We start from the raw sequence: 24203 nt of genomic DNA on the forward strand, positions 1-24203 counted from the left end.
ACGCCGCGCGCCCCTGTGGTCCGGCACGAGGAGCAGGACGTGAGCACAAACCGCCGCGGTGCCAGCAACAGGCCACTGCGCGTTCTCCAGGTGACGAGCACAGCCGTCGGCGGTGACTGGTTCTACGACCAGGTGACCGGGTTGGCGCGGCTGGGGCACGACGTCTGCGCTGTCGTACCGGGCGAAGGTCCGCTCACCGACCGCCTCCGGACGGCCGGGGTCCGCACCGAGATCGTGTCGATGTCAGGTTGGCGCCCGGGGCAGCTCCCCCGGGTCGCGGCGGCACAACTGCGTCTCGTCCGCCTGGTCCGGCGCTTCGACCCCGATGTGGTGCACGGCCATCTGGTGAAGGCGAACATCTTCTGCCGGTTGGCCAGTCTGGCCGCCCGCCGCCCGCTGCTGGTCAACCAGATCGCCGGCGTCGTCCACCTGCGCAGCCCGATGTTCAACCGCATCGACCGCGCGACAGTGGGCCGGGTGGACGTCCTGATCGGGTCGTGCCACGCGTTCGCCGAACAGTACCGACGCTTGGGTGCGCGGGCGGTGACGGTCAGTCACTACGGGTGCGACGTGCACCGGCTCGACCCGACAGCGAGTGGGGAGTCCTTCCGGGCGGAGTTCGGGCTGGCCGCCGGCACCCCCACCGTCGGAATGCTCGCGCACATGTACCGCAGCCGACTCCAGGCGTTCCAGGACATTGGTTTCAAGGGCCACGAGGTCTTCCTCGACGCGGCCCCGCGCCTGCTGGACCGGGTGCCGGCCGCCCACCTCTTCGTCGTCGGCGACGAGTTCACCGGTGACGTGGGCTACCGGCGTGAGCTGGAGGAACGCGCCGTCCGGCTGGGAGTGGGCGAGCGCGTGCACTTCACCGGTCGCCGAAGCGACGTGCAGACCGTTCTGGCCGGTCTCGACGTGGCGGTCACACCGTCGCTCGAGGAGTCCGCGTCGTACGCCACCATCGAGGCGCTGCTGATGGAGCGGGGCGTGGTGGCCAGCGACGTCGGCGGGTTGCCCGACACCGTGCAACATGGCGAGAGCGGCCTGTTGGTGCCTCCGGCAGACCCGGACGCGCTGGCCGACGCCGTCGCCGACCTGTTGGAGGACCCTCAGCGGCGGGCTGCCATGGCTCGGCTCGGGCGCAGCCGCTGTCTGGACCTGTTCGACATCGAACGGACGGTCGCCGACGTCGAGGCGATCTACCGGGCGGCGCTCGACCGTCGTCCACTGCCGCAGGCCGGACGCCTACCCGAGGCGGCCCGGTGACGGCCGCGACGCCGCCCCTCGGTCCGGGCGCCAGCCCCGGTGCCGACGCCGGGCCGGCGGTGACCAGCGGCCGGGACCTCGCCGACAGCGGCCGACCCACCACCGATCCGGGCGCTTCGGCGCGGGTCTCGGAGCAGAGTGTGTCGGCCGCCGCCGCCGGGTCCGTCGGGACCAGGGTCGTGCTCCTGGCCATCAGCCTGGCGACCGGCGTGTTGGCGGCCCGGGTCCTCGGCCCGCACGACCGGGGCGTGGTGGCTGTCGTGCTCGCCTGCGCGGCGATCTTCGGAGCGCTCCTCACAGTGGGAATGGAGACGGCCAACCTCCGCTACGCGGGGGCTTCGGTCGCCGCCCACCGGCGAACCGTGTGGTGGAGTCTGCGCCACGTCGCAACGGTGGGAGTCGGCGTGGCAGCCGCCTGGGGGGCGCTGGCGCTGGTGGTCGGGCCAGCCGTTCGGGTCGGGCTCGACCCGGTCACCTTCGCCCTCGCGCTCAGCCTCGGCCCCGTGGTGCTGCTCTCCTCGCTGCTCGGCACGGCCGAGATCGGCCGCAGTCGCGCCTCGGTCTACAACTGGACAGTCATCGGAGGGCTGCTCGTCTACGGCCTGCTGCTCGTCGCCCTGACGGTGACCGACCGCGCGGACACCGACACCGTCATCGGCGCGTACCTCGTGGGCCAGGTGTGCGCCGCGACGGTGCTGCTCGTCCGCGCTCTGCCGTTGAGCCGCGACCCCGGCACACCCCAGGACTCGGCCGCCTACCGGGCGTTCGCCCGCCGGGTGTACGCACCCAACCTGGCCCAGTTCGCGATGGTGCGCAGCCAGGTTCCCGCCATCCACCTGGTGGCCGGTGCGGGCGCCGTCGGCGTCTACTCGGTGGCGGTGCCGTTCGCCGAGATGCTCCTGGTGCTCCCGGTGGCGCTCAGCCTCATCCTGGTGCCGGCGCTCGCACACGGCGGCGCCGACTGGCACACGGTCCGTCGGATGTCGGTGCAGACACTGCTCATCACCGCCGTCGGGGCGGGACTGCTGGCAGCTGTCGCGCCGCTGGCCTTCCCGCTGCTCTTCGGCCCGCAGTTCGCCGAGGCCGTACCGGTGCTCTGGGCGATGCTGCCCGGCCTCGTCGTGCTCGCGGTAGCCCGCACCGCGCAGAGCTACCTGACGGCCGTCGACCGTCCGGGGCCGCCGACCCTGGCTGCCGTGAGCGCCGCCATCGGCGGGCTGCTCGCCATGGTCGTCCTGATCCCACGCTTCGGCACGCTCGGCGCGGGCTTCGCCGTGTCGGCCGGATACGTCCTCTACGGCCTGGTCGTCGGCTGGGCCTTCCTCGATCACCGGCCTGTCCAGGGCCGGAGAAACGGTCCGACCACAATGACGACTGAACGCGGCGGCCGGCACTCGAGGCCAACGACACGGGACCGCGACTCCCTGCTGCCGGCGTGGGGAAGAGCAGCCGGCGTGCTCGTCGCCGGCGTGACGGCCGGTGTGGTGGCGGTGCAGGACACGTCGCTCCTGCTTCGGCTGGCCGCTCTCGCCGTGGTGGTGCTCGTCATCACCCTGCCCGGCTTCGGCCTCTACTGCATCGCGCTGGCGGTGCCCGCGTCGCAACTGCCCATCGCCCCGGCGGCAAGCAGCACCACACCGTTGCTGGCGCTGATCCTCTGCACCCTGCTCGGCACGTTGCTCCGCGGCCGCACGACCCGCCGCAGCACCCCCGCCGTCCTCATCGTGGCTGGCCTGACCTGCGTGCTCGCTCTCGGCGTGACGGTCGGTGGCCAACCCAACCAGGCCTTCCGGTCGGTCGCCGCGATCGCGATACCCCTGGCCTGCATACCGCTGATCGACACCGCCCGAGCCCGCTCACGGTCCGTCCTGCTCGTGTTCGCGGTCGCGGCGACCGGCGTCGGCCTGTTCCATGCCGCACTCGCCCTGATCGGTACACCGGTGCTTGCCGAGGAGAACCCGGCCCTCGCCGAATCCCTGAGCAGCCTGAACCACAACGCGTGGGGGCCGATGTTGCTGCTGGCGCTGGCGGTGCTGCTGGCCAGGCTGCGACCGGGCGTGTCGGGCACGGCCCGCGTGTTGACGGTCGCGGGGATCGCCGCCGTTGTCGTCAGCGTGGTGCTGTCATACAGCCGCTCGACGTACATCGGCGGAGCGCTGCTCCTGCTCTGCTTCGTGATCCAGCGACGACGCACGGTGGCCCTGGCCCTCACCGGCATGGTCGCCGTCCTCACCGTCGGCCTGACCGGGGTTCAACTGGTGCCGGACCAGGTGGCCGAGCGGATCGCGTACACCACTGTGGACGGCCGACTGGACAGCTCCAGCAGCGTACGTCTCGACCTGTGGCTCAGTGCCCTGCGGATGGCCGCCGACCACCCCCTCGCCGGCGTGGGCTTCCAGAACTTCCGGGCCCACCTGCCCGAGTACTTCCAGCCCGAGGTCACGGTGGCCGCTGTCGACGTCCAGCTCGACAGCCTCAACCACGCCCACAACACCTACCTCACGGTGCTGGCCCAGACCGGGTTGGTCGGCGTCCTCCTGGTGGGCGGCCTCCTGTTCATCGTGATCCGCCAGGCCCGCCGACGCCTGCTCGCCGGCGACCAGACCGCGGAGGCGGCAGTGCTCGGCATGGCCGCGATCGGGGGATGCAGCCTCTTCGGGGAGCCGCTGCTCACCCTGCCGGTGCTCATCCCGTTCGTGCTCCTCCTGGCCGTCGCCACAGCCCGCTCGCAGGCCGAGCCGGAGCCCGCGACCGACAGGCGTCCCGCCGGACCGAAGCACTCCGTGCGGACCCGACCGGCCTGGACGCCCGGCCAGAGCGGCTACGGCGTGCGCCGCGGACGGTCCACCGCCGACAAGGTCCTGACGTGATCATGAAGGAGACGAAGGTGACCGCGACGCGTCCCGACACACCGAGGGTCGACAGCCACGACCAGCCGCGCCGGCAGCGGGCCGTCCCGGGCTCGGCCGCCGCCCCCGTACTTCCGTCCGTGATGTTGCTCTGCGGCGCGAGCTCGCTGCACGCCCGCAAGTGGGCGGTCGCGCTGGCGGAACGCGGTCATCCGGTCATCGCCGTCAGCTGGATCGACGCGGAGCCGATCGACGGCGTCGAACTGCGCGTGGCGCCCGGGACCGGCCGGACCCGCAACGGGCGGTGGGGGGCGGTGTGGCAGCTCGCCGCCGCCGGCTGGTGGCTGCGCCGGCAGACGCGCGAGGCCCGCCCCGACGTGCTGCACGTGCACTCGGTGGGGATGGCGGGTCTGCTGTCGCTGCTGGCCTCGCGCCGACCCGCCCGGGTGGTCACGCCCTGGGGGGTCGACCTTCAGTCCGCGCGTCGGTCCCGGGTCCGCCGATGGGTCGCCCGGGCCGCCCTGCGCCGCTCCGACCTCGTTCTCCCCACCGCGGAGTCGGTCCGCACAGAGATCATCGAGCGCTACCGGATACCGGCGGATCGCAGCCGCACCGTGTCGTGGGGCGTGGACGACAAGCTGTTCGCGCTCCGCGACACCGTGACGCCAGCGTCGGTGCGGGCCGAATTCGGCATCCCGGCCGACGCGACGGTGCTGTTCGCCGCCCGGACGGCCGGTCCCGTCTATCGCACGTCCGAGGTGCTGCGGGCGTTCGCCCGGGTGGCCGCCGCTCGTCCCGACCTTCACCTCGTCGTCCTGGCCGGGCACCGTCCCGCCGAGGCGGCGGCCGCTCAGGCGCAGCGGCGGTGCGTCACCGAAGCCCACGAACTCGCCGCGAACCTACCCGGACGAGTCACGGTGGTGGACCGGTCACTGACACCGGAGGACACCTTCCGGCTGATGCGGGCGAGCGAGGTGAGCATCTCGGTTCCTCGCTTCGACCAGCGCAGTTGCACGGTGCTGGAGGCGGCGCTCGCCGGTTGCCGGCTGCTGCTCGCGGACCTGCCGCCGTATCGCGAGATGGTCGAGGACGGCATGGCGGCCGACATCCTCACCGGGCCGTTGGAGGCCGCGCTGGCGGAACAGCTCATGGCCGCCCGCCCGCTGGAGCCGACTCTGCAACAGCACAACCGGCGCTTCATCGAGACCTCGGAGTCCTGGTCCCGCCAGGTCTCCGTCGTGCAGGAGTGCTACCGGCGGCTGAGCGCCGACCGAGCCGGACAACGTCGGGACGGGGTGGCCCGGTGAGGATCGTCTACCTGCACCAGTACTTCCGCACACCGGCCATGTCCGGTGGCACCCGGTCCTACGAGTTCGCCCGGCGTCTGGTCCGTAACGGCCACGACGTGCACGTGGTGACCAGCGACACCGAGTCCTCGTCGGGCGCCGCGAAGACCTGGCGGACCACAGTGGAGGCGGGTGTGGTGGTGCACTGGGCGGCCGTCCCCTATCGCAACGCGATGTCCTTCCGGGAGCGGCTCTCGGCCTTCGGGCAGTTCGCCCGGTTGGCAGCTCCGCGAGCGGCGTCGCTGGAGCAGGACGTCGTCTTCGCTACCAGCACGCCGCTGACCATCGCGTTGCCCGCTGTCTACTCCGCCCGCCGCCGCCGGACGCCGATGGTGCTGGAGGTACGCGATCTCTGGCCGGAGGTGCCGATCGCGCTGGGCGCGCTGCGGTCGCCGCTGACTCGGCGCGCTGCCACCGGTCTGGAGGGGTGGGCCTACCGCAACGCCGCGCACATCCTGGCGCTGTCGCCGGGGATGGCGGCGGGCGTTCGGGCGCGGCACCCCGAGGCCGCGGTGACAGTCATTCCCAACGGCTGTGACCGTCAGTTGTTCGCCGACGCGGACGCTGCCGGCCGAGCGCTACGGGATCGCACGCAGTGGTTGGGCGACCGTCCTCTGATCCTCTACGCGGGGACGCTCGGTTTCGTCAACGACGTGGGTTATCTGGTGCGGATGGCAGCGACGCTGCGTCGGGACCACCCGGACGTGCGGATCGCTGTCGTCGGGCAGGGCGCGGAGACGGCGCAGGTGCGCGCACAGGCAGCCGCGTCCGACGTCCTGGACCGGAACCTGTTCATGTTCGACCAGGTGCCGAAGGCCGAGGTGGTGGCGTTCTTCGGTGCGTGCGATCTCGCCGTCTCGACGGTGCGCGACGAGCCCGCGTTGCACGCCAACTCGGCGAACAAGGTCTTCGACGGGTGGGCCGCCGGTCGACCGGTAGCGGTCAACCACGAGGGGTGGATCGCCGACATCCTGCGCCGCAGCGGTGCCGGACTCGTGCTGCCCGCGGGAGATCCCGCCGCCGCGGCGACGCTCGTGGGCGCGTTCCTCAGCGATCCGGCCAGGACCGCCACGGCGCGGGCCGCGGCCCGGCAGGTCGCGGCCAACGAGTTCGACCGCGACCTGCTGTTCGAACGGTTCGAGGACGTGCTGCGGGGGGCGGTGGTGCCACGACAGTCGGCCAGGTCAGCAGCCGGACAAACCTCGTAAACCGCTAAAAACCAGTCATAAAGTGATTAGTTTTGGTAGGACGTAAATAAGACCATTTGGTGGTTTCCCCCGGATGGGCCGCTATCGCAGCAGGAGTTTCCACATGCAACTTTTGGGGACAAGCCCCAGCGAGTCCACACGCCCCGGTCGGTCGCATCGCAGCCTCCGCCTGGCCGGCGGCCTCCTCGCAGGGGACGCCCTCGCCTGGATCGCGGGTTTCGCCGTCGCCGCGTGGGTGCGCTTCGAGTTCTCGCTCACCGGCCCCGCCCTGGCCCGCGCGATCGGCATGGGAGTGGTCGCCGCGGTCGCGCACGTCGCAGTGTCCGCCGTTCGCCGCAACCTGTCCGGCCGGCATCCCCTGGGCAGCGTCGAGGAGATGCAGGGGCTCGCCAACACGGCCCTGACCACCGGCGTGCTCCTGCTGATCGCCCTCGTGCCCATGACGTCCCGGCCGGTGCCCGCGAGCACGCCCCTCGTCGGCGCGGCGATCGCGCTGGCCGTCATGCTCGGCACCCGCCTGGCGTACCGCAGCCGCAGCGACCGGACGTTGCGCCCGGACGCCGGCCGAGCGGAACCGGTCCTGCTCTTCGGCGCGGGCTCGGCCGGTCAGGGGCTCCTGCGGGCCATGCTGAGCGATCCGGCAGGACAGTTCCTGCCGGTCGGCATGATCGATGACGACCCGCAGAAACGCCACCTGTCGCTGGGGGGCGTGCGCGTGCTCGGCTCCCGCGCTGACATCGACACTGTCGTGCGGCGTACCGGCGCGAAGATGGTGATCTTTTCCGCCGCCAACGCCGACTCCGAGCTGATCAACGAGGTCCGCGAAAGCACGCTGAAGACCGGAGCGACGTTCAAGATCCTTCCTTCGGTACGGGAACTGGTCGACCATCGGATCACCGTCAACGACGTTCGCGACCCGGACATGGCGGACCTACTCGGACGACGACAGGTGATCGGCGACCTCCGGGATGCGGAGTCCCAGCTGCGCGGACGCCGGATCCTGGTGACCGGCGCCGGTGGGTCGATCGGCTCCGAGCTGTGCCGCCAGATCATGCGGGCCGATCCGGGCGAGCTGATGATGCTCGACCGCGACGAGTCGGCCCTGCACGCCCTGCAACTGTCGATGTCGGGTCGCGCGATGTTGGACAGCCCCGAGCTGATTCTCGCCGACCTGCGCGACGAGGAACGGATCCGGCGCGTGATGGCGGAACGCCGACCCGACATCGTGTTCCACGCGGCGGCCCTGAAACACCTGACACTGCTGCAACGCCACCCGGGCGAGGCGGTCAAGACGAACGTGTTCGGCACGCAGACGGTGCTCAACGCCTGCCGCGACGTGGCGAGGTTCGTCAACATCTCGACCGACAAGGCCGCCGACCCGGTCAGCGTTCTCGGCTACTCCAAGCGGATCACGGAGCGGTTGACAGCGAACGCCGCCGCGACGCACGGCGGCACGTTCCTCAGCGTCCGCTTCGGCAACGTCCTGTCCAGCCGAGGGTCGGTGGTCACGGCGTTCCGGGCCCAGATCGAGGCGGGACTGCCGATCACTGTCACTCACCCCGACGTGACGCGCTACCTGATGACAGTGCAGGAAGCGGTGCACCTGGTGCTCCAGGCCGCCGGCATCGGCCGCGACGGCGAGGCGCTCGTCCTCGACATGGGCGAGCCGGTACGGATCGACGACATCGCTCGCCAGTTGGCGAGCCAGGCGCCGGGGCCGGTCCAGATCGTCTACACCGGGCTCCGGCCGGGCGAGAAACTCCACGAGGCTCTGATCGGTGCTGGCGAGCGGGACCTTCGCCCGCTGCACCCGCTCATCTCGCACGTGGCAGTGCCCCCACTCGATCCCATCGAGATCACCACGCTGGACCCGTTCGAAGACCCAGACAAGATCATCGACCGTCTCGCGTGGCTGTGCGGTCAGTCGACCGGCGTCGTCGCGCAGCAGACCGTCAAGTCGACAGCTCCGGCGCCCAGCGCGAGCTGAGCCGACGCCGACCCCGCAGGTGACGTCCGGGATGAATTCTCGACGCGCCTGCGGGGTACGGCTTGCCGGCCCGCCTTGAGCATCGCGGGGTGGCCTGGCGAACGCCCGCCCGCGCCGGCAGCCCGCGTCGCGGCGAGCGTCACAGTTGGCACCAACGCCGACACGGTCAGCAACGAAGCTCCCATCGACTGATTGACATCGATCACGGCACGCCGAAGGCTCGCGCCTACAAGGTCCTTCACCCAAGGAGGCGCGATGAGACCGAGACGACTGGCGATCGCCGGCGTGGTCACCCTGCTCGGCGCACTGGCACTGACCCCACCGGCCAGCGCGCGGCCGCCGTCCGACCCGGGCGTCCGCGACGGCCTGGAGGTGTACGTCGGCACTGTCGACCCGAAACAGCGGGAGCAACTGCGCGCCGCGGGGGTCGACCTCGGCCACGACGCGAAGACGGACGCGGCCGGTCGCACGACTGTCGAGACGGTCCTCAGCCGACGGCAGGCGAAGCGGTTGACCGACAAGGGCGTACCGCTGTCGGTGAAGAAGGTGCGCGGCAAGGACGCGTCGCAGGCGCTGCGGGAGCAGGCCGCGGCCGGCTGGACGAGCTTCCGTCCCTACGGTGAGCCGGGCGGCCTGCGAGACGAGCTGAACGCCACGGCGGCCCGGTATCCCAAGCTGACCAAGGTGGAGACGATCGGTCGCAGCCAGCAGGGGCAGCCGATCGTCGCGGTCAAGGTCACCAAGAACGCGCGCACCGTCGCTGACGGCCGGCGACCGGCGGTGCTCTACGCCGGTGCGCAGCACGCCCGCGAGTGGATCACGCCGGAGATGACCCGCCGGCTGATGCATCACGTGCTGAACAGCTACGGCACCGACCGGGAGATCACCCACCTGCTGGACACGACCGAGCTGTGGTTCCTGCCGGTCGCCAACCCGGACGGCTACGACTTCACATTCACCGCCGGCAACCGTCTGTGGCGCAAGAACCTGCGGGACAACAACGGTGACGGGCAGATCGGCTCCGCCGACGGCGTCGACCTCAACCGCAACTTCAGCTACAAGTGGGGCTACGACAACGAGGGCTCGTCGCCGGAGCCGAACAGCGAGACCTACCGGGGCCCCGGGCCCAACTCCGAGCCGGAGACCAAGGCGCTGGACCGGCTCTTCAAGCGGGTCGGGTTCGAGTTCTTCGTCAACTACCACTCGGCGGCCGAACTGCTGCTCTACGGCCTCGGCTGGCAGGTGAGCACCCCTACCCCGGACGACGTGATCTACGAGGCGATGGCCGGTGACGACGCGCACCCCGCGGTGCCCGGCTACGACCCGGACATCTCCGCGGAGCTGTACACCACAAACGGCGACACCGACAGTCACGCCACCGTCAGGTACGGCACGCTGGGCTTCACCCCGGAGATGTCCACCTGCGAGGCCGCCTCGGCCGTCGACCCGGACGACCAGTGGCGCCCGGAGGACTGCGTCAGCGGCTTCATCTTCCCCGACGACGAGGCGCTGATCGCCGGCGAGGTGAGCAAGAACCTCCCGTTCGCGTTGGCAGTGGCCCGGTCGGCGGCGGACCCGGACGACCCGGTCTCGGTGGTCGGTCGGAGCACTCCGGACTTCGTGGTGGACGCCTTCGACACCTCGTACGGGCGCACCCAGCAGGTCGCCGCGATCACCCGTCGGGCGCTGCGGAACGTGCGGATGCACTACACGGTCAACGGTGGGCGGCCGAAGACAGTCGCGGTCCGCGAGTGGCGCGGCGGCGAGCGGTACGGCGAAACACACGACGACTACTACGCCGAGCTACGGGGCACTGTCAACGGCGCGAAGCCGGGCGACCGGGTGGAGGTCTGGTTCACCGGGAACAAGCCGCGTGCCGGGGTGGTGGCCAGCGAACACTTCACCTATCGGGTGCACGACGACATCGGCGGCGACGTGCTGGTCCTCGCTGTGGAGGACGTCACCGGCCTCAGTCCGGCGCAGACCGGCACCACAGCGAAGTACGCCGACGAGGTCGCGGCGTCGCTGGGCGCCGCCGGGCGCAGCAGCGACGTGTACGACTTCGACGCGATGGGCCGCAAGGCGCCGCACCCGCTCGGCGTGCTGTCGCACTACGAGGCGGTGGTCTGGGAGACCGGCGACGACGTGATCCTGCGCTCCCCCGGTCAGGTGGCCGGCACGACGGCCAGGGCGGCGCTGGAAACCGAGCTGGCCGTTCGGGACTACCTGAACGAGGGCGGCAAACTGCTGGTCAGCGGCCAGTACGCGTTGTTCGCGCAGGGCGCCAACGGGTCGTACGTCTATCACCCGGACGCGCCACCGGAGTGCACCGACGCCGAGGCCGCCAGCTGTCTGCCGCTGCTGAACGACTTCCAGCAGTACTGGCTGGGCGCGTACACCTATGTCAGCGACGGCGGGACCAGCCCGGACGGGGAGCCGTACCCGGTCGCCGGGACCGACGCGGCGTTCACCGGCTTCGACGGGCAGCTGAACGCCTCCGGCTCGGCGGAGAACCAGGCGCACACCGCGTCGTTCCTGACCACGTCGAGCTTCCTGCCACCGGACGAGTTCCCGCAGTTCGCCAGTTCCGCGCCGGTGGGCTGGTCCCGACCGGGCGGCGCGCCGTTCGATCCGCGTACGGGTGAGTGGTACCTGTACAGCGGGCAGACCGACGAGTCGTACAAGCGCCTCACGCGCACTGTGGATCTCACCGGGGCGAGCAGCGGGGAGTTGCGCTTCTTCACCTCCTACGAGATCGAGCAGGACTGGGACTTCATGTTCGTCGAGGCGCACGAGGTGGGCAGCGACGACTGGACGACCCTGCCGGACGCCAACGGCAAGACCAGCACTGTCACCGGGGACAGTTGCACGCAGGGTTGGGTGGAGCAGTTGCACCCGTTCCTCGCGCACTACCAGGGCGCTGACTGCTCCCCCACCGGGAGCACCGGCAGCTGGAACGCGGCGAGCGGGTCGTCGGGGGGCTGGAAGGAATTCGTGGCCGACCTGTCGGGCTACGCCGGCAAGCAGGTCGAGGTGTCCATCACGTACGCCTCGGACTGGAGCACCCAGGGTCTCGGCGTCTTCCTGGACGACGCCCGGGTGCTGGTTGACGGGTCGACAGTGGCGGAGACCTCGTTCGAGTCGGCCGACCTGGGTGGCTGGACGGTGGCCGGCCCACCGCCCGGCTCCGCTGGCAACGCCAACGACTGGTCACGCAGCCAGCAGGCGTTCGAGGAGGGCTCGGTGGTGGTCACCGGGGACACCGTGTATCTGGGCTTCGGGTTGGAGGGTCTGCCTCCGGCGGCCCGCGACGACCTGGTCGCCCGCTCACTGACCCACCTCACCGGGCAGCCCCGCCCCTGATGGCGGCGAGGTGCGCCGACGGCCCGCGGACCGTCGGCGCACCTTCGGTGTACGCCGGGTACGGTCGCCGCCGATGTGGTGAGCTGTACGGGTGTCGGGGCTGGGACTTGTGCTGCACCCCACCCGGGATGTCACCGAGGTGGTCGGGATCATCGAACGGTGGGCGACGCGTCACCACAAGACGCTGATGGTGCGCGAGGAGGACCAGCACCGCGTCTCGTCCTGCATCGTGCCGGTGCCGGCGGACGAGGTGGCGACCCGCTCCGACGCCCTGATCAGCATCGGCGGCGACGGCACCATGTTGGGTGCGTTGCGATCCGCCGTCCTCGACCCGAAGCCGGTGCTCGGCGTACACCTGGGTCGTGTGGGTTTTCTCGTGGAGATCGAGCCGCCGGAGCTGCCTGAGGCGCTGAGCCGGTTGCTGTCGAAGGAGTTCACCGTCGAGTCGCACGCCTGCCTCGCCTGCGACGTGTGTGGCGACGACGTGGTGGCGTTCAACGACATCGCGCTCGTACGCCAGCCCGGCTCCGGCTTCGTCAACGTCACACTCGCCATCGACGGCCAGCAGTACGGCTACTACCGGTGCGACGCCGTGGTGGTCAGCACCCCGATCGGCTCCACGGCGTACAGCTACGCCGCCGGCGGCCCGCTGATCTCCCCGGCGGCGGACTCGATGGTGGTCACGCCGTCGGCGCCGATGGCCGGCATCTCCCGGTCGGTGGTGCTCTCACCGGACGAGAAGATCCGGCTGGAGCTGGAGCCCGACTCGTCCCCGGTGGTGGTGGAGATGGACGGGTTGGTGTTCCGCGACCCGGCCACCGAGGGAGCTGTGGAGATCAGCTACCGCCGCAACGCCGGCCTGGTGGTGCGCTTCGACCCGCTGCGCTACCAGGAACGCAACCAGTTGAAGATGACGCTGCTCGACCTGCCGTTCCTACCCGAGCAGCTCCGCGAACTGCTCCCCGAGGAGCTGCGCCGCGCCCAACGAGAAATACCCCCACCCTGCTGACCCCGCCCACCCGACCCCGCCCACCCGTCCCCGTCCACCCGTCCCCGACGTCCGGGTTGATCAAGAGGTTTGCGTCACGACACGCCGGGTGGAGTGACGCAAACCTCTTGATCAACGGCGATAAGCCGGCGGGGTGGGGTGGGTTAGGACTGGGTTAGGGCTTGGTCTACCAGGGCTTTGGCTTCTTCTTGGATCTGCTTCAGGTGGTCGGGGCCCTGGAAGGACTCGGCGTAGATCTTGTAGACGTCCTCGGTGCCGGAGGGCCTCGCGGCGAACCAGCCGGACTCGGTGCTGACCTTGAGGCCACCGATCGCCGCACCGTTGCCGGGGGCGGTGGTCAGCGTCGCGGTGATCGGCTCACCGGCGAGCTCGGTGGCGGTGACCTGCTCCGGGGAGAGCTTGCCGAGCACTGCCTTCTGCTCCCGGGTGGCCGGGGCGTCGATCCGGGCGTACGCGGGCGCGCCGAAACGCTCAGCCAACTCCGCCCAGTGCTCGCTCGGGCTGCGGCCGGTGGTGGCCTGGATCTCGGCGGCGAGCAGGCAGAGCAGCAGGCCGTCCTTGTCGGTGGTCCAGGTCGAGCCGTCGCGTCGCAGGAACGACGCCCCGGCGCTCTCCTCGCCACCGAAGCCGACAGCGCCGTCCAGCAGGCCGGGCACGAACCACTTGAAGCCGACCGGCACCTCCAGCAGCGGCCGACCCAGGTCGGCGGCGACCCGGTCGATCATCGACGAGGAGACAAGGGTCTTGCCCACCGCGGCGTCCGGCCCCCACTCGGTGCGGGTGCGGAACAGGTGACGGATTGCCACCGCCAGGTAGTGGTTGGGGTTCATCAACCCGGCGTCCGGTGTGACGATGCCGTGCCGGTCGGCGTCGGCGTCGTTGCCCGTGGAGATCTGGTAGTCGGCACGGGCGGCGATCAGCGACGCCATCGCGTTCGGCGAGGAGCAGTCCATCCGGATCTTGCCGTCGCCGTCCAGGGTCATGAACCGCCAGGTCGGGTCGACAGTCGGGTTGACCACTGTCAGGTCCAGGCGGTGCCGCTCGGCGATCTCACCCCAGTACGCCACGCTCGCCCCGCCCAGCGGGTCCGCGCCGATACGGATCCCCGCGTCGCGGATGGCGTCGATGTCGATCGCGGCCGGCAGGTCGTCGACGTAGTTGGCGAGGAAGTCGTACTCCCCGGTGGTGTCGGCGGCCCGCGCCCGCGCGTAGGTGATCCGGCGGACCTCCTTGAGCCCCGCGGCGAGGATGGCGTTGGCCCGGTCCTGGATCCACCGGGTCACGTCGGTGTCGGCCGGACCACCGTTCGTGGGGTTGTACTTGAAACCGCCGTCGTCGGGCGGGTTGTGCGACGGGGTGATGACGATGCCGTCGGCGAGCCCGCTGGTCCGCCCACGGTTGTGCGTGAGGATCGCGTGCGACAGCGCCGGGGTCGGGGTGTAACCGTCGCGGCTGTCCACCAGAACGGTGACCCCGTTGGCGGCGAGCACCTCCAGGGCGTCCACCGCAGCCGGCGCGGAGAGCGCGTGGGTGTCCCGGGCGAGGAAGAGCGGCCCGTCCAGCCCCTGCTCGCGCCGGTAGTCGCAGAGCGCCTGGGTGACCGCCAGGATGTGGTCGGAGTTGAACGCGTTGCGCAGGCTGGAGCCGCGGTGGCCGGAGGTGCCGAAGGAGACCTGCTGGGCCGGGTCCGCGGGATCCGGATGCTCGGCGTAGTAGGCGGTCACCAGGCGCGGCACGTCGACCAGGTCGGCGGGCTCGGCGGGCTGGCCGGCACGGGGGTGGGTCACTGCGGGATCCTCCTCAGGAAGTGCTGGTCGGTCACGGCACGACCTTCTGGCCCTTGCCGATCACCACGATGCCGTTGTCGGAAACGGTGTAGCGCTGCCTGTCCTTCTCCAGGTCGACGCCGATCTCGACGCCCTCCGGGACGAACACGTTCTTGTCCAGGATGGCCCGCCGGACCACGGCGTGCCGGCCGATCTCCACACCCTCCATCAGCACCGAGCCCTCGACGTGCGCCCAGGAGTGCACCCGCACCTTCGGGGAGACGATCGAGTTCTCCACCAACGAGCCGGAGATCACCACACCCGGGGAGACCATCGAGCCGACCGCCCGGCCGACCCGCTCACCCCACTGGTGCACGAACTTCGCTGGCGGCCACGGCGGCTGCTCGGTGTAGATCGGCCAGTCGAAGTTGTACATGTTGAAGACGGGGTGCACGTTGATCAGATCCATGTGCGCGTCGTAGAACGAGTCGAGCGTTCCCACGTCCCGCCAGTAGCCGCGATCACGGTCGGTGCTGCCCGGCACCTCGTTGTCGCGGAAGTCGTAGACGTTGGCCTCGCCGCGTTCGACGAGCATCGGGATGATGCTGCCGCCCATGTCGTGCTTGCTGGACTTGTCTTCCGCGTCGCGCTCGACCGCCTCGCAGAGCGCCCGGGTGGTGAAGACGTAGTTGCCCATCGAGGCGTAGATCTCGTCCGGTGCGTCGGGCAGACCGACCGCGTCGGTGGGCTTCTCGCGGAACGCGCGGATCCGCTTGCCGTCCTCGCCGACCTCGATGACGCCGAACTGGTCGGCCATCGACAGCGGCTGGCGGATGCCGGCCACTGTCACCGCCGCGCCGGAGGCGATGTGGTCCTCCACCATCTGCCGCGGGTCCATCCGGTAGATGTGGTCGGCGCCGAAGACGATCACGTAGTCGGGCTGCTCGTCGTTGATCAGATTGAAGCTCTGGTAGATGGCGTCGGCCGAGCCGGCGAACCACCACGGACCACGACGCTGCTGCGCCGGCACCGGGGTGACGTAGTTGCCGAGCAGCGTGGACATCCGCCAGGTCTTGGTGATGTGTCGGTCGAGGGAGTGGGACTTGTACTGGGTCAGCACGACGATCTTGAGATAGCCGGCGTTGGCCAGGTTGGAGAGGACGAAGTCGACCATGCGGTACATCCCGCCGAACGGGACGGCCGGCTTGGCCCGATCCGTGGTGAGTGGCATCAGGCGCTTGCCCTCCCCACCCGCCAGGACGATCGCGAGCACCTTGGCAGCCATGCCCCGACGCTATCCACCCGCGTCCCACTTCACCACTCGTACGGGGAGTCTTCTGCACTAGGGTGCGCACATGACCGACTCCTCCCCGGCCACCGGATCCCTGCGCGTCGATCTGCTCACCCGCGAGTACCCACCGGAGGTCTACGGCGGCGCGGGCGTGCACGTCGAGTACCTGGCTCGGGAGCTGCGCAGCCTCGCCGACGTACGGGTGCACTGCTTCGGCCTGCCGCGCACCGAGCCGGGCGTCACCGCGTACGCCGAACCGCCGGGCCTGACCGGCGCGAACGCCGCGCTGCGCACGATGGGCGTGGATCTGGAGATGGCCGCCGGCGCGGCCGGCACCGATGTGGTGCACAGCCACACCTGGTACGCGAACCTGGCCGGCCACACCGCGAAGCTGCTGCACGGGGTGCCGCACGTGGTGACCGCGCACAGCCTGGAGCCGTTGCGGCCGTGGAAGGCCGAGCAGCTCGGCGGCGGTTACGCGCTCTCCTCCTGGATCGAGCGCACCGCCATGGAGGCCGCCGACGCGGTGATCGCGGTCAGCGGCGGGATGCGCAACGACGTGCTCACCGCATACCCGCAGATCGACCCCGACCGGGTCCGGGTGGTCTACAACGGCATCGACACCATCCAGTACGCCCCGGACCAGGGCACCGACGTCCTCGACCGACTCGGTGTCGACCCGTCCCGCCCCAGCGTGGTCTACGTGGGCAGGATCACCCGGCAGAAGGGGCTGCCGTACCTTCTGCGGGCCGCCCGGGAGTTGCCGGCGGACACCCAGCTCGTCCTGCTCGCCGGCGCGCCGGACACCGCCGAGATCGCCGCCGAGGTGGAGGAGTTGGTCGCCGAGCTGCGGGCCAACCGTTCCGGCGTGGTCTGGGTGGCCGAGATGCTGCCCAAGCCCGAGGTGATCCAGGTGCTCACGCACGCCACCGTCTTCGTCTGCCCGTCGGTCTACGAGCCCATGGGCATCGTCAACCTGGAGGCGATGGCCTGCGAGACGGCAGTGGTGGCCACCGCGACCGGCGGCATCCCCGAGGTCGTGGCCGACGACGAGACCGGCCTGCTGGTGCCGATCGCGCAGGCCACCGACGGCTCCGGCACCCCACTGGACCCGGACCGCTTCGTCGCCGACCTGGCGGCCGCGATCAACACGCTGCTCGCCGACCCGGCGCGCACCGAGCGGTTCGGCCTGGCCGGCCGGCGGCGCGCGGTGCAGCACTTCTCCTGGGACGCCATCGCCCGCCAGACACTGGAGGTCTACCGCTCCGTCGGCGCGGCCTGAGGCAGACGGACGTCAGATCGCCGTGCCCGGCGGCGACTTGAACAACGCTGTCGCTTCGGCGGCATGACCACCACGCCCGTTCCGTAACGCGCTGGCCGCGATGCGGATCAGGTCGATGTTGACACCGGCGGCGCCGCTCGGGTCGTGCACCTTCAGCTTCACGTCGAGGCTCACCGCTGTCTCACCCCAACCCTGCGCCTCAAGGTTGAGGTGAGCCACCTTCTGCGACGCGAGATGCGGCAGGTACCCGAGCGGGGCCACCTCGACGCTGTCCGCCTCCGAGAGAGCGTTGAGCTTGGACTGCTTCTTGGTGTTCGGGTTCTCGACCAGGTTGCGGAAGTCTTCGGTGCCGCCCAGATTGACCTGGTAGGAGCTGACCAGCGTGAGGCCCCGCTCCCTCAGGAGCCGCAGCAGCGCGTTGTGCAGCACCGAGGTGCCGAACTGGCTCGCCAGGTCGTCGCCGAGCAACGGCAGACCGGCAGCCTCGAAGCTGTCCAGCAGCTCTGGATCGCGGGCGACCGGGTCGGCTGTGGTGTTGATGAAGGCGACACCCGCCGTGCGGGCTGCCTCCGCGTACGCCCGGGCGGTCTCCGGCCGGCCACTCGGCGCCGAGTAGAGCAGCACCTCCGCCCCCGCCAGGACCGCTGCCACCCGTCGCACCTCGCTCGCGTCGACGAGGCCCTTCGTGACCGGCACACCCGCTCTGGGCAGGTCGCAGTCCAGCCGGGGGAAGTTGTTGGGCGCCAGGAAGATCGCCTCGGTCAGGTCCCGACCGATCTTCTCCTCGGAGGTGGCGAAGGCCGCCACGACGTCGATGTCCCCCACTCCGAGCCCGTCGATCATCGACCTGCGGATTCCGACCAGGCTGCCGCTCTGGCGGTAGAGAGCAAGCCCCTGCACCAGTGCGGAGGTGTTGTTACCGACACCGACAACCGCGACCTTCACCCGTTCGATCATGGCCGGAGGCTACGTCACCCTCGGCTCGGTGGTGTGCCCCCAACACCGGAAGATGTCGTACACGAGCCGTCCGGCAAACACCCGTCCAACTGCGCCTCCTCCCGGCACGACGATGTCGGGTCACGGAGGCCGTGCGTGATATCGGTAGTGGATGACACCGCCTCCGAGACCGGAACCCGGGCCTGGGGTGTCCACCGCCATCAAGGTCACGCTCGAACCAAGATTTAGTGGCATCTCCGACGCGGCGACACCACTACAACCAGGATTCTGCGTGATCTTGCAGTTTTTCGGATCGTCGCGGCGGAGCGGGGCGGGGCGGGGCGGGTCGGAGAGAGGTGCTTGGCCGCGCGCAAGCGGACGACGGCCGGACGACGAGAACGGCGGTCAGTTGGCCGGTGTGGTCAGTGTCAGGGTCGGGAAGTACGTGCGGTATCGCGCGCCGTCTCGGGTCAGCAGGTTGTACCGGCACACGGCCGCGTGCGCGCCGATGTAGAAATCGGCAAGTGGCGAGCGCTTCACGCCGCCCAGCCTCCGATACCGCGCGTACGCCTTGCCGGCGAGGAAGCCCGCCAGGTAAGGCAGCTCCTCGCGAAGGAAGTCCCTCGCCGGCAACGCCTCGTCCAGCTCCTCGATCCGGTCGAAACGGACCGACACCTCGGCGTACACGATGGGGTTGATCACCAGGTTGCCCGCGTCGCGGGCCTCGGCGAGGGCGCTACCGGACCAGTCGGCCCACTTGGGGTCATCGGTGAGGATGTCCAGCAGCACGTTGGTGTCGACCAGGGTCGTCACCGCGTCGGGCGGACGTGGTGGCACTGCCCGAAGCCGGTCACTCGCCACGCAGCAGCTCCATCAGCTCCTCGGTGGACATGTGCTCGGTCTCCTTGGCGCTGCCCCGGCCCCGCATGTGACCGACGAGGCGCTGGCCCCGGGTTTCGGCACCGTGAACTCGAACGATGCGGAGGGCACCACCCTCCTCGACCACGTCAACCTCGTCGCCCTCATGCAGGTTGTATCGAGCCCGCAGCGCCGCCGGGATCGTCACCTGGCCCTTGCTGTTCAACCGCATGCTCTGAACCTCCGTCACGTAATACCAACGATACGTGACACTTCCCGACTCGCGGTCTGAGCGATGTCACTGCGGTAAGCAGCGGGTGGGGTGCTTGGCCGCGCGCGAACGGATCTCGCGCAGTAGGTTGGCGGGGTGACTGGACGGTTCCCGATCGAAGACGTCTCCCCCGTCGTCTCGTGCGGGCGATACCCGGCCAAGGCGGTGGTCGACGAGCCCATTCCGGTGTCGGCGCGCGCCTACCGGGAGGGGCACGACGCGCTGGGCTGCAACGTGGTGTGGGCTGGGCCGGACGGCGCGAGCCGGCCGTTCACCCGGATGCGCCCCGGCGAGCCCGGCCAGGACCGCTGGCACGCCACCATCGCACCGGACGCCGTCGGCTCGTGGACCTTCTCCGTCGAGGCGTTCCAGGACCCGTACCTGACCTGGCAGAACGCGGTGACCAAGAAGATCGCCGCCGGGCAGGGGCCGGAGGACCTGGCCAACGACCTGGCCGAGGGCGCGCGGGTGCTCGCCGCCGCCCGGGGCCTCGTGCCGACCGCCGACCGGCCCCGGGTCGCCGACGCGCTCACCGCGCTGGTCGACACCGACCTGCCGCTGGCGCAGCGGGTCGGCCCGGCGCTGGCGCTGGCCGACCTGCTCTGGGAGCACCCCGTCCGGGAGTTGGTCACCGCCGGTGACACGTACTCGATCTGGGTTGACCGCAAGCGCGCGCTCTACTCGGCCTGGTACGAGTTCTTCCCCCGCTCAGAGGGAGCGGCGGGCGGCCGATCCGGCACCTTCGCGACCTCCACCGAGCGGCTGCCAGGGGTGGCCGCGATGGGCTTCGACGTGCTCTACCTGCCGCCGATCCACCCGATCGGCCGGGTCAACCGCAAGGGCCCCAACAACGCGCTCACCGCCGGGCCGACCGACGTGGGCTCACCGTGGGCGATCGGCGCCGCCGAGGGCGGCCACGACACGATCCACCCCGATCTGGGTACGCCGGCGGACTTCCGGGCCTTCATCCAGGCGGCGGCGGCACAGGGCCTGGAAGTGGCGATGGACCTGGCGTTGCAGTGCGCGCCGGACCACCCCTGGGTCACCGAGCACCCGGAGTGGTTCACCACCCGGGCCGACGGCAGCATCGCGTACGCGGAGAACCCGCCGAAGAAGTACCAGGACATCTACCCGGTCAACTTCGACAACGACCCGGAGGGCATCCGGGCCGAGGTGCTGCGGGTGGTGCTGCACTGGGTCGGCGAGGGCATCCGGATCTTCCGGGTGGACAACCCGCACACCAAGCCGTTCGACTTCTGGCACTGGCTGATCGCCGAGGTGAAGGCCGTCGACCCGGACGTGCTGTTCCTGGCCGAGGCGTTCACCCGGCCGGCCATCATGCACGGCCTCGGCAAGATCGGTTTCACGCAGTCGTACACCTATTTCACCTGGCGCACGACGGCGGCCGAGATGCGGGCGTACTGCGAGGAGCTGATCGAGGCGGCCGACTACATGCGGCCGAACTTCTGGCCGAACACCCCTGACATCCTGCACGAGTCGTTGCAGCACGGCGGCCCGCCGATGTTCAAGATCCGGGCGGTGCTGGCCGCGCTGCTCTCCCCCTCCTGGGGCCTGTACGCGGGCTACGAGCTGTTCGAGCACGTGGCCCGACCGGGCGCGGAGGAATACCTGGACAACGAGAAGTACCAGCTGCGGCCGAGGGACTGGGCCGGCGCCGAGGCGCAGGGCCGCTCGCTGGCACCGTTCCTGGCCACCCTCAACCGGGTACGCCGAGACAACCCGGCCCTGCACCAGCTCCGCAACCTGGTCTTCCACGAGATCGACAATCCGGCGTTGCTCTGCTGGTCGAAGCACGATCCGGAGACCGGCAACACGGTCCTCGTGATCTGCTCGTTCGACTCGCGCGAGGTGCAGTGGGGCAACACCACCCTCGACATGCCGGCGCTGGGCTTCGACTGGCACGAACGGTTCACCGTTTACGACGAGCTGACCGGCACCAGCTACGACTGGGGTCAGCGCAACGCGGTACGGCTCGACCCGTACCTGCAACCCGCCCACGTGTTGACGGTGCGTCGCCCGGCCCCGCCGATCGAGCCGCAGCCGGCGGGCATCGAGCCGGCCGACCTCACCGTCGCCGACGTGCCGGACGACCTGTCCGGTGGCACCGCACCGACAGCCCCCGTCCCGACACCTCCTGCGCCGACACCTCCTGCGCCGGCGCCTCCTGCGTCGACAGCTCCCGTTCCGACTCCGCCCCGCCGGTCGGGCCCGGTTCCGACCCCACCGCGGCGAGCGGCCACCCGCCCGTCCGCCCCCGTACCGACCGACGCCGCTCCGAAGGACGCCCGATGGACCAGCTGATCTCCGGCGCGACGCACGACCCGCACGCGCTGCTCGGCGCGCACCCCGCCGAAGGCTCGACGACGATCCGCACGATGCGCCGTGGTGCTGGCGACGTCGCGCTGCTCGTCGGCGACGAGCGGCACCCGATGAAGCGGGTGCACGACGTGGGCGTCTTCGAGGCGCAGGTCGACGGCACAGTGCTCGACTACCGGGTGGAGGTCGACGGCACCGCCCACGACGACCCGTACCGCTACCCGCCAACCCTCGGTGAGCTGGACCTGCACCTGATCCGCGAGGGCCGGCACGAGCGGCTGTGGGAGGCGCTCGGCGCCCGGGTCTTCGACGAGGGCGTCGCGTTCAGCGTCTGGGCGCCCAACGCCCGCGGGGTTCGGGTGATCGGCGACTTCACCGGCTGGGGCCCCGACGACGGCTGGCCGATGCGGTCGCTCGGCTCCAGCGGGGTGTGGGAGCTGTTCGTCCCCAACGCCCGGGCCGGGGCCCGCTACAAGTACCGGGTGCTGGGCGCCGACGGGCAGTGGCGGGACAAGGCCGACCCCCTCGCGGCGTACGCCGAGGTGCCCCCGGCCACCGCCTCGGTGGTGCACCACTCGACGTACCGGTGGGACGACGCGGACTGGCTGGCCCGGCGTGCCGAACGACAGCCGCACCAGGAACCGATGAGCGTCTACGAGGTGCACCTCGGCTCGTGGCGGCCCGGCCTGGGCTACCGCGAACTGGCCGAACAACTCACCGCCTACGTCACCGAGCTGGGCTTCACGCACGTGGAGTTCCTGCCGGTGATGGAGCACCCGTTCGGCGGCTCCTGGGGCTACCAGGTGACCGGCTACTACGCGCCGACCTCCCGGTTCGGCGACCCGGACGAGTTCCGCCACCTCGTCGACCGGCTGCACGCCGCCGGCATCGGCGTACTCCTGGACTGGGTGCCCGCGCACTTCCCGAAGGACGAGTGGGCCCTCGCGCGCTTCGACGGCACACCGCTCTACGAGCACCCCGACCCGCGGCGCGGCGAGCACCCTGACTGGGGCACCTACGTCTTCGACTTCGGCCGCAACGAGGTGCGCAACTTCCTGGTCGCCAACGCGCTCTACTGGTGCGACCAGTTCCACGTCGACGGGCTGCGGGTCGACGCGGTCGCCTCGATGCTCTACCTGGACTACTCCCGCAATCACGGCGAGTGGGCCCCGAACAAGTACGGCGGCCGGGAGAACCTGGAGGCCATCGCGCTCATGCAGGAGGTGAACGCGACCGTCTACAAGCACCACGCCGGCGTCGTCATGATCGCCGAGGAGTCCACCGCCTGGCCGGGCGTCACCCGCCCCACCGCCGACGGCGGGCTGGGCTTCGGGTTCAAGTGGAACATGGGCTGGATGCACGACACCCTGCTCTACACCTCGAAGGACCCGATCTACCGCCAGCACCACCACCACCAGCTCACCTTCTCCCTGGCGTACGCCTGGAGCGAGAACTACGTGCTGCCCATCAGCCACGACGAGGTCGTCCACGGCAAGGGCTCACTGGCCGGCAAGATGCCCGGCGACACCTGGCAGCGGCTGGCGAACGTACGGGCGCTGCTGGCGTACATGTGGGCGCACCCCGGCAAGCAACTGCTCTTCATGGGCTCCGAACTGGCCGACGACCGGGAGTGGAGCGAGGAACGCGGCCTCGACTGGTACCTGCTGCACGACCCGGCCCGCGCCGGCGTGCAACGACTCGTCGGTGACCTCAACCGGGTCTACCGGGACACTCCGGCGCTCTGGGCACAGGACACCGAGCCGGCCGGGTTCCGCTGGATCGCCGGCGACGACGTCGCCAACAACACCGTGTCGTTCGTCCGGATCGCCCCGGACGGCTCGACGCTGGTGTGCGTGGCGAACTTCTCCGCCCAGCCACTGCACGACTACCGGGTCGGATTGCCCGCCGGCGGGACGTGGCAGGAGGTGCTCAACACCGACGCGCACCACTACGGCGGGTCGGGCGTGGGCAACCTGGGGGCGGTGCACGCCGAGGACGTGCCGTGGCACGGGATGGTGGCGTCTGCGGCACTTCAGGTTCCGCCGCTGGGCGCCGTCTGGCTCCGCCAGAGCTGACAGGGGCGAGACCTGTGAGGGCCGAGCCCTGTCGTTTCGCCTGCTCTTCAGGTCCTCGTTCAGCCCGTCGACGGCCATCTACCCCCAGGCGTTGCCCAGAGAACCTTGTCCGTCAAAAGCCTTTAGCTCAACGGTCGTCTCCTCGCTATCCCTGCCGCCTCGTCAAATCACCGGCGCCGCCAGGACCATGGGCACTTTAGATTTCACCGGCTTAAAACGGTCCAAAACCCTGGCTGGCAGGCTGCTCTTCGGTCCCACGCTCTAGCCTTCCCACCTAGCAGACTTCTTTGGTTGAGCTTGAAGACGGCGGGATCGACTGTCGCCGGCAGGGTGAATTTCGGTCCCTGCCGGCGACAGCCGGC

15 protein-coding genes are annotated in these 24203 nt (G+C 70.4%); 10 read left to right on the forward strand and 5 right to left on the reverse strand.

What is annotated here, in order from left to right:
- Nucleotides 1-39 precede the first annotated feature (39 nt).
- The 7 genes from OG992_RS10525 (at nucleotide 40) to OG992_RS10555 (ending at nucleotide 13025) form a co-directional block, all read left to right on the forward strand.
- Complete coding sequence (locus OG992_RS10525; protein ID WP_266303098.1) at nucleotides 40-1263, forward strand: glycosyltransferase family 4 protein; 1224 nt, start codon at nucleotides 40-42, stop codon at nucleotides 1261-1263.
- Nucleotides 1260-4133 (forward strand): O-antigen ligase family protein, encoded by a 2874-nt coding sequence (locus OG992_RS10530; RefSeq protein WP_266303099.1) that lies wholly within the window; start codon nucleotides 1260-1262, stop codon nucleotides 4131-4133. Before OG992_RS10525 ends, OG992_RS10530 begins: the two co-directional genes overlap by 4 nt.
- 17 nt (nucleotides 4134-4150) lie before the next feature.
- Entirely contained in the window at nucleotides 4151-5419 is a 1269-nt protein-coding gene (locus OG992_RS10535; protein ID WP_266303100.1) for a glycosyltransferase family 4 protein, read from the forward strand.
- Complete coding sequence (locus OG992_RS10540) at nucleotides 5416-6666, forward strand: glycosyltransferase family 4 protein (RefSeq protein ID WP_266303101.1); 1251 nt, start codon at nucleotides 5416-5418, stop codon at nucleotides 6664-6666. Before OG992_RS10535 ends, OG992_RS10540 begins: the two co-directional genes overlap by 4 nt.
- Before the next feature lie 103 nt (nucleotides 6667-6769).
- Nucleotides 6770-8653: a nucleoside-diphosphate sugar epimerase/dehydratase gene (locus tag OG992_RS10545; protein ID WP_266303102.1), complete on the forward strand. Its 1884-nt coding sequence runs from the start codon at nucleotides 6770-6772 to the stop codon at nucleotides 8651-8653.
- Nucleotides 8654-8908: 255 nt separating this feature from the next.
- Entirely contained in the window at nucleotides 8909-12016 is a 3108-nt protein-coding gene (locus tag OG992_RS10550) for a M14 family metallopeptidase (protein ID WP_266303103.1), read from the forward strand.
- Nucleotides 12017-12107: 91 nt separating this feature from the next.
- Nucleotides 12108-13025, forward strand: coding sequence for an NAD(+)/NADH kinase (locus tag OG992_RS10555; RefSeq protein WP_238686257.1), 918 nt, complete (start codon nucleotides 12108-12110; stop codon nucleotides 13023-13025).
- A 143-nt stretch (nucleotides 13026-13168) separates the two neighbouring features.
- On the opposite strand, the gene pgm is transcribed toward OG992_RS10555, so the two are convergent.
- Nucleotides 13169-14812 carry a phosphoglucomutase (alpha-D-glucose-1,6-bisphosphate-dependent) gene (pgm, locus tag OG992_RS10560; protein ID WP_266303104.1) on the reverse strand — a complete coding sequence of 548 codons (1644 nt, stop codon included), beginning with the start codon at nucleotides 14810-14812 and terminating at the stop codon, nucleotides 13169-13171.
- A 31-nt stretch (nucleotides 14813-14843) separates the two neighbouring features.
- Nucleotides 14844-16076, reverse strand: coding sequence for a glucose-1-phosphate adenylyltransferase (gene glgC, locus OG992_RS10565; RefSeq protein WP_091401467.1), 1233 nt, complete (start codon nucleotides 16074-16076; stop codon nucleotides 14844-14846).
- Nucleotides 16077-16146: 70 nt separating this feature from the next.
- On the opposite strand from glgC, the gene glgA reads away from it, so the two are divergent.
- Nucleotides 16147-17364, forward strand: a complete 1218-nt coding sequence (glgA, locus tag OG992_RS10570) for a glycogen synthase (RefSeq protein ID WP_266303105.1) — start codon at nucleotides 16147-16149, stop codon at nucleotides 17362-17364.
- A 12-nt stretch (nucleotides 17365-17376) separates the two neighbouring features.
- Here glgA and OG992_RS10575 read toward each other — a convergent pair whose 3' ends face one another.
- The 3 genes from OG992_RS10575 to OG992_RS10585 form a co-directional block, all read right to left on the reverse strand.
- Nucleotides 17377-18321, reverse strand: coding sequence for an inositol-3-phosphate synthase (locus OG992_RS10575; RefSeq protein WP_266303106.1), 945 nt, complete (start codon nucleotides 18319-18321; stop codon nucleotides 17377-17379).
- A gap of 384 nt (nucleotides 18322-18705) precedes the next feature.
- On the reverse strand, nucleotides 18706-19161 hold the full coding sequence (locus OG992_RS10580) for a type II toxin-antitoxin system VapC family toxin (protein ID WP_266303107.1): 456 nt from the start codon (nucleotides 19159-19161) through the stop codon (nucleotides 18706-18708).
- A complete protein-coding gene (locus OG992_RS10585) occupies nucleotides 19151-19408 on the reverse strand; it encodes an AbrB/MazE/SpoVT family DNA-binding domain-containing protein (protein ID WP_238686261.1) in 258 nt (85 codons plus the stop codon). The genes OG992_RS10580 and OG992_RS10585 overlap by 11 nt, the downstream gene beginning before the upstream one ends.
- Nucleotides 19409-19525: 117 nt before the next feature.
- Here OG992_RS10585 and OG992_RS10590 point away from each other — a divergent pair, with 117 nt between their 5' ends.
- On the forward strand, nucleotides 19526-21751 hold the full coding sequence (locus tag OG992_RS10590; RefSeq protein WP_266303108.1) for an alpha-1,4-glucan--maltose-1-phosphate maltosyltransferase: 2226 nt from the start codon (nucleotides 19526-19528) through the stop codon (nucleotides 21749-21751).
- Nucleotides 21739-23841 (forward strand): 1,4-alpha-glucan branching protein GlgB, encoded by a 2103-nt coding sequence (gene glgB / locus OG992_RS10595; RefSeq protein WP_266303109.1) that lies wholly within the window; start codon nucleotides 21739-21741, stop codon nucleotides 23839-23841. Before OG992_RS10590 ends, glgB begins: the two co-directional genes overlap by 13 nt.
- Nucleotides 23842-24203: the final 362 nt, after the last annotated feature.

It is taken from the genome of Micromonospora sp. NBC_00362 (assembly GCF_026342155.1).
Lineage (GTDB): Bacteria > Actinomycetota > Actinomycetes > Mycobacteriales > Micromonosporaceae > Micromonospora > Micromonospora hortensis.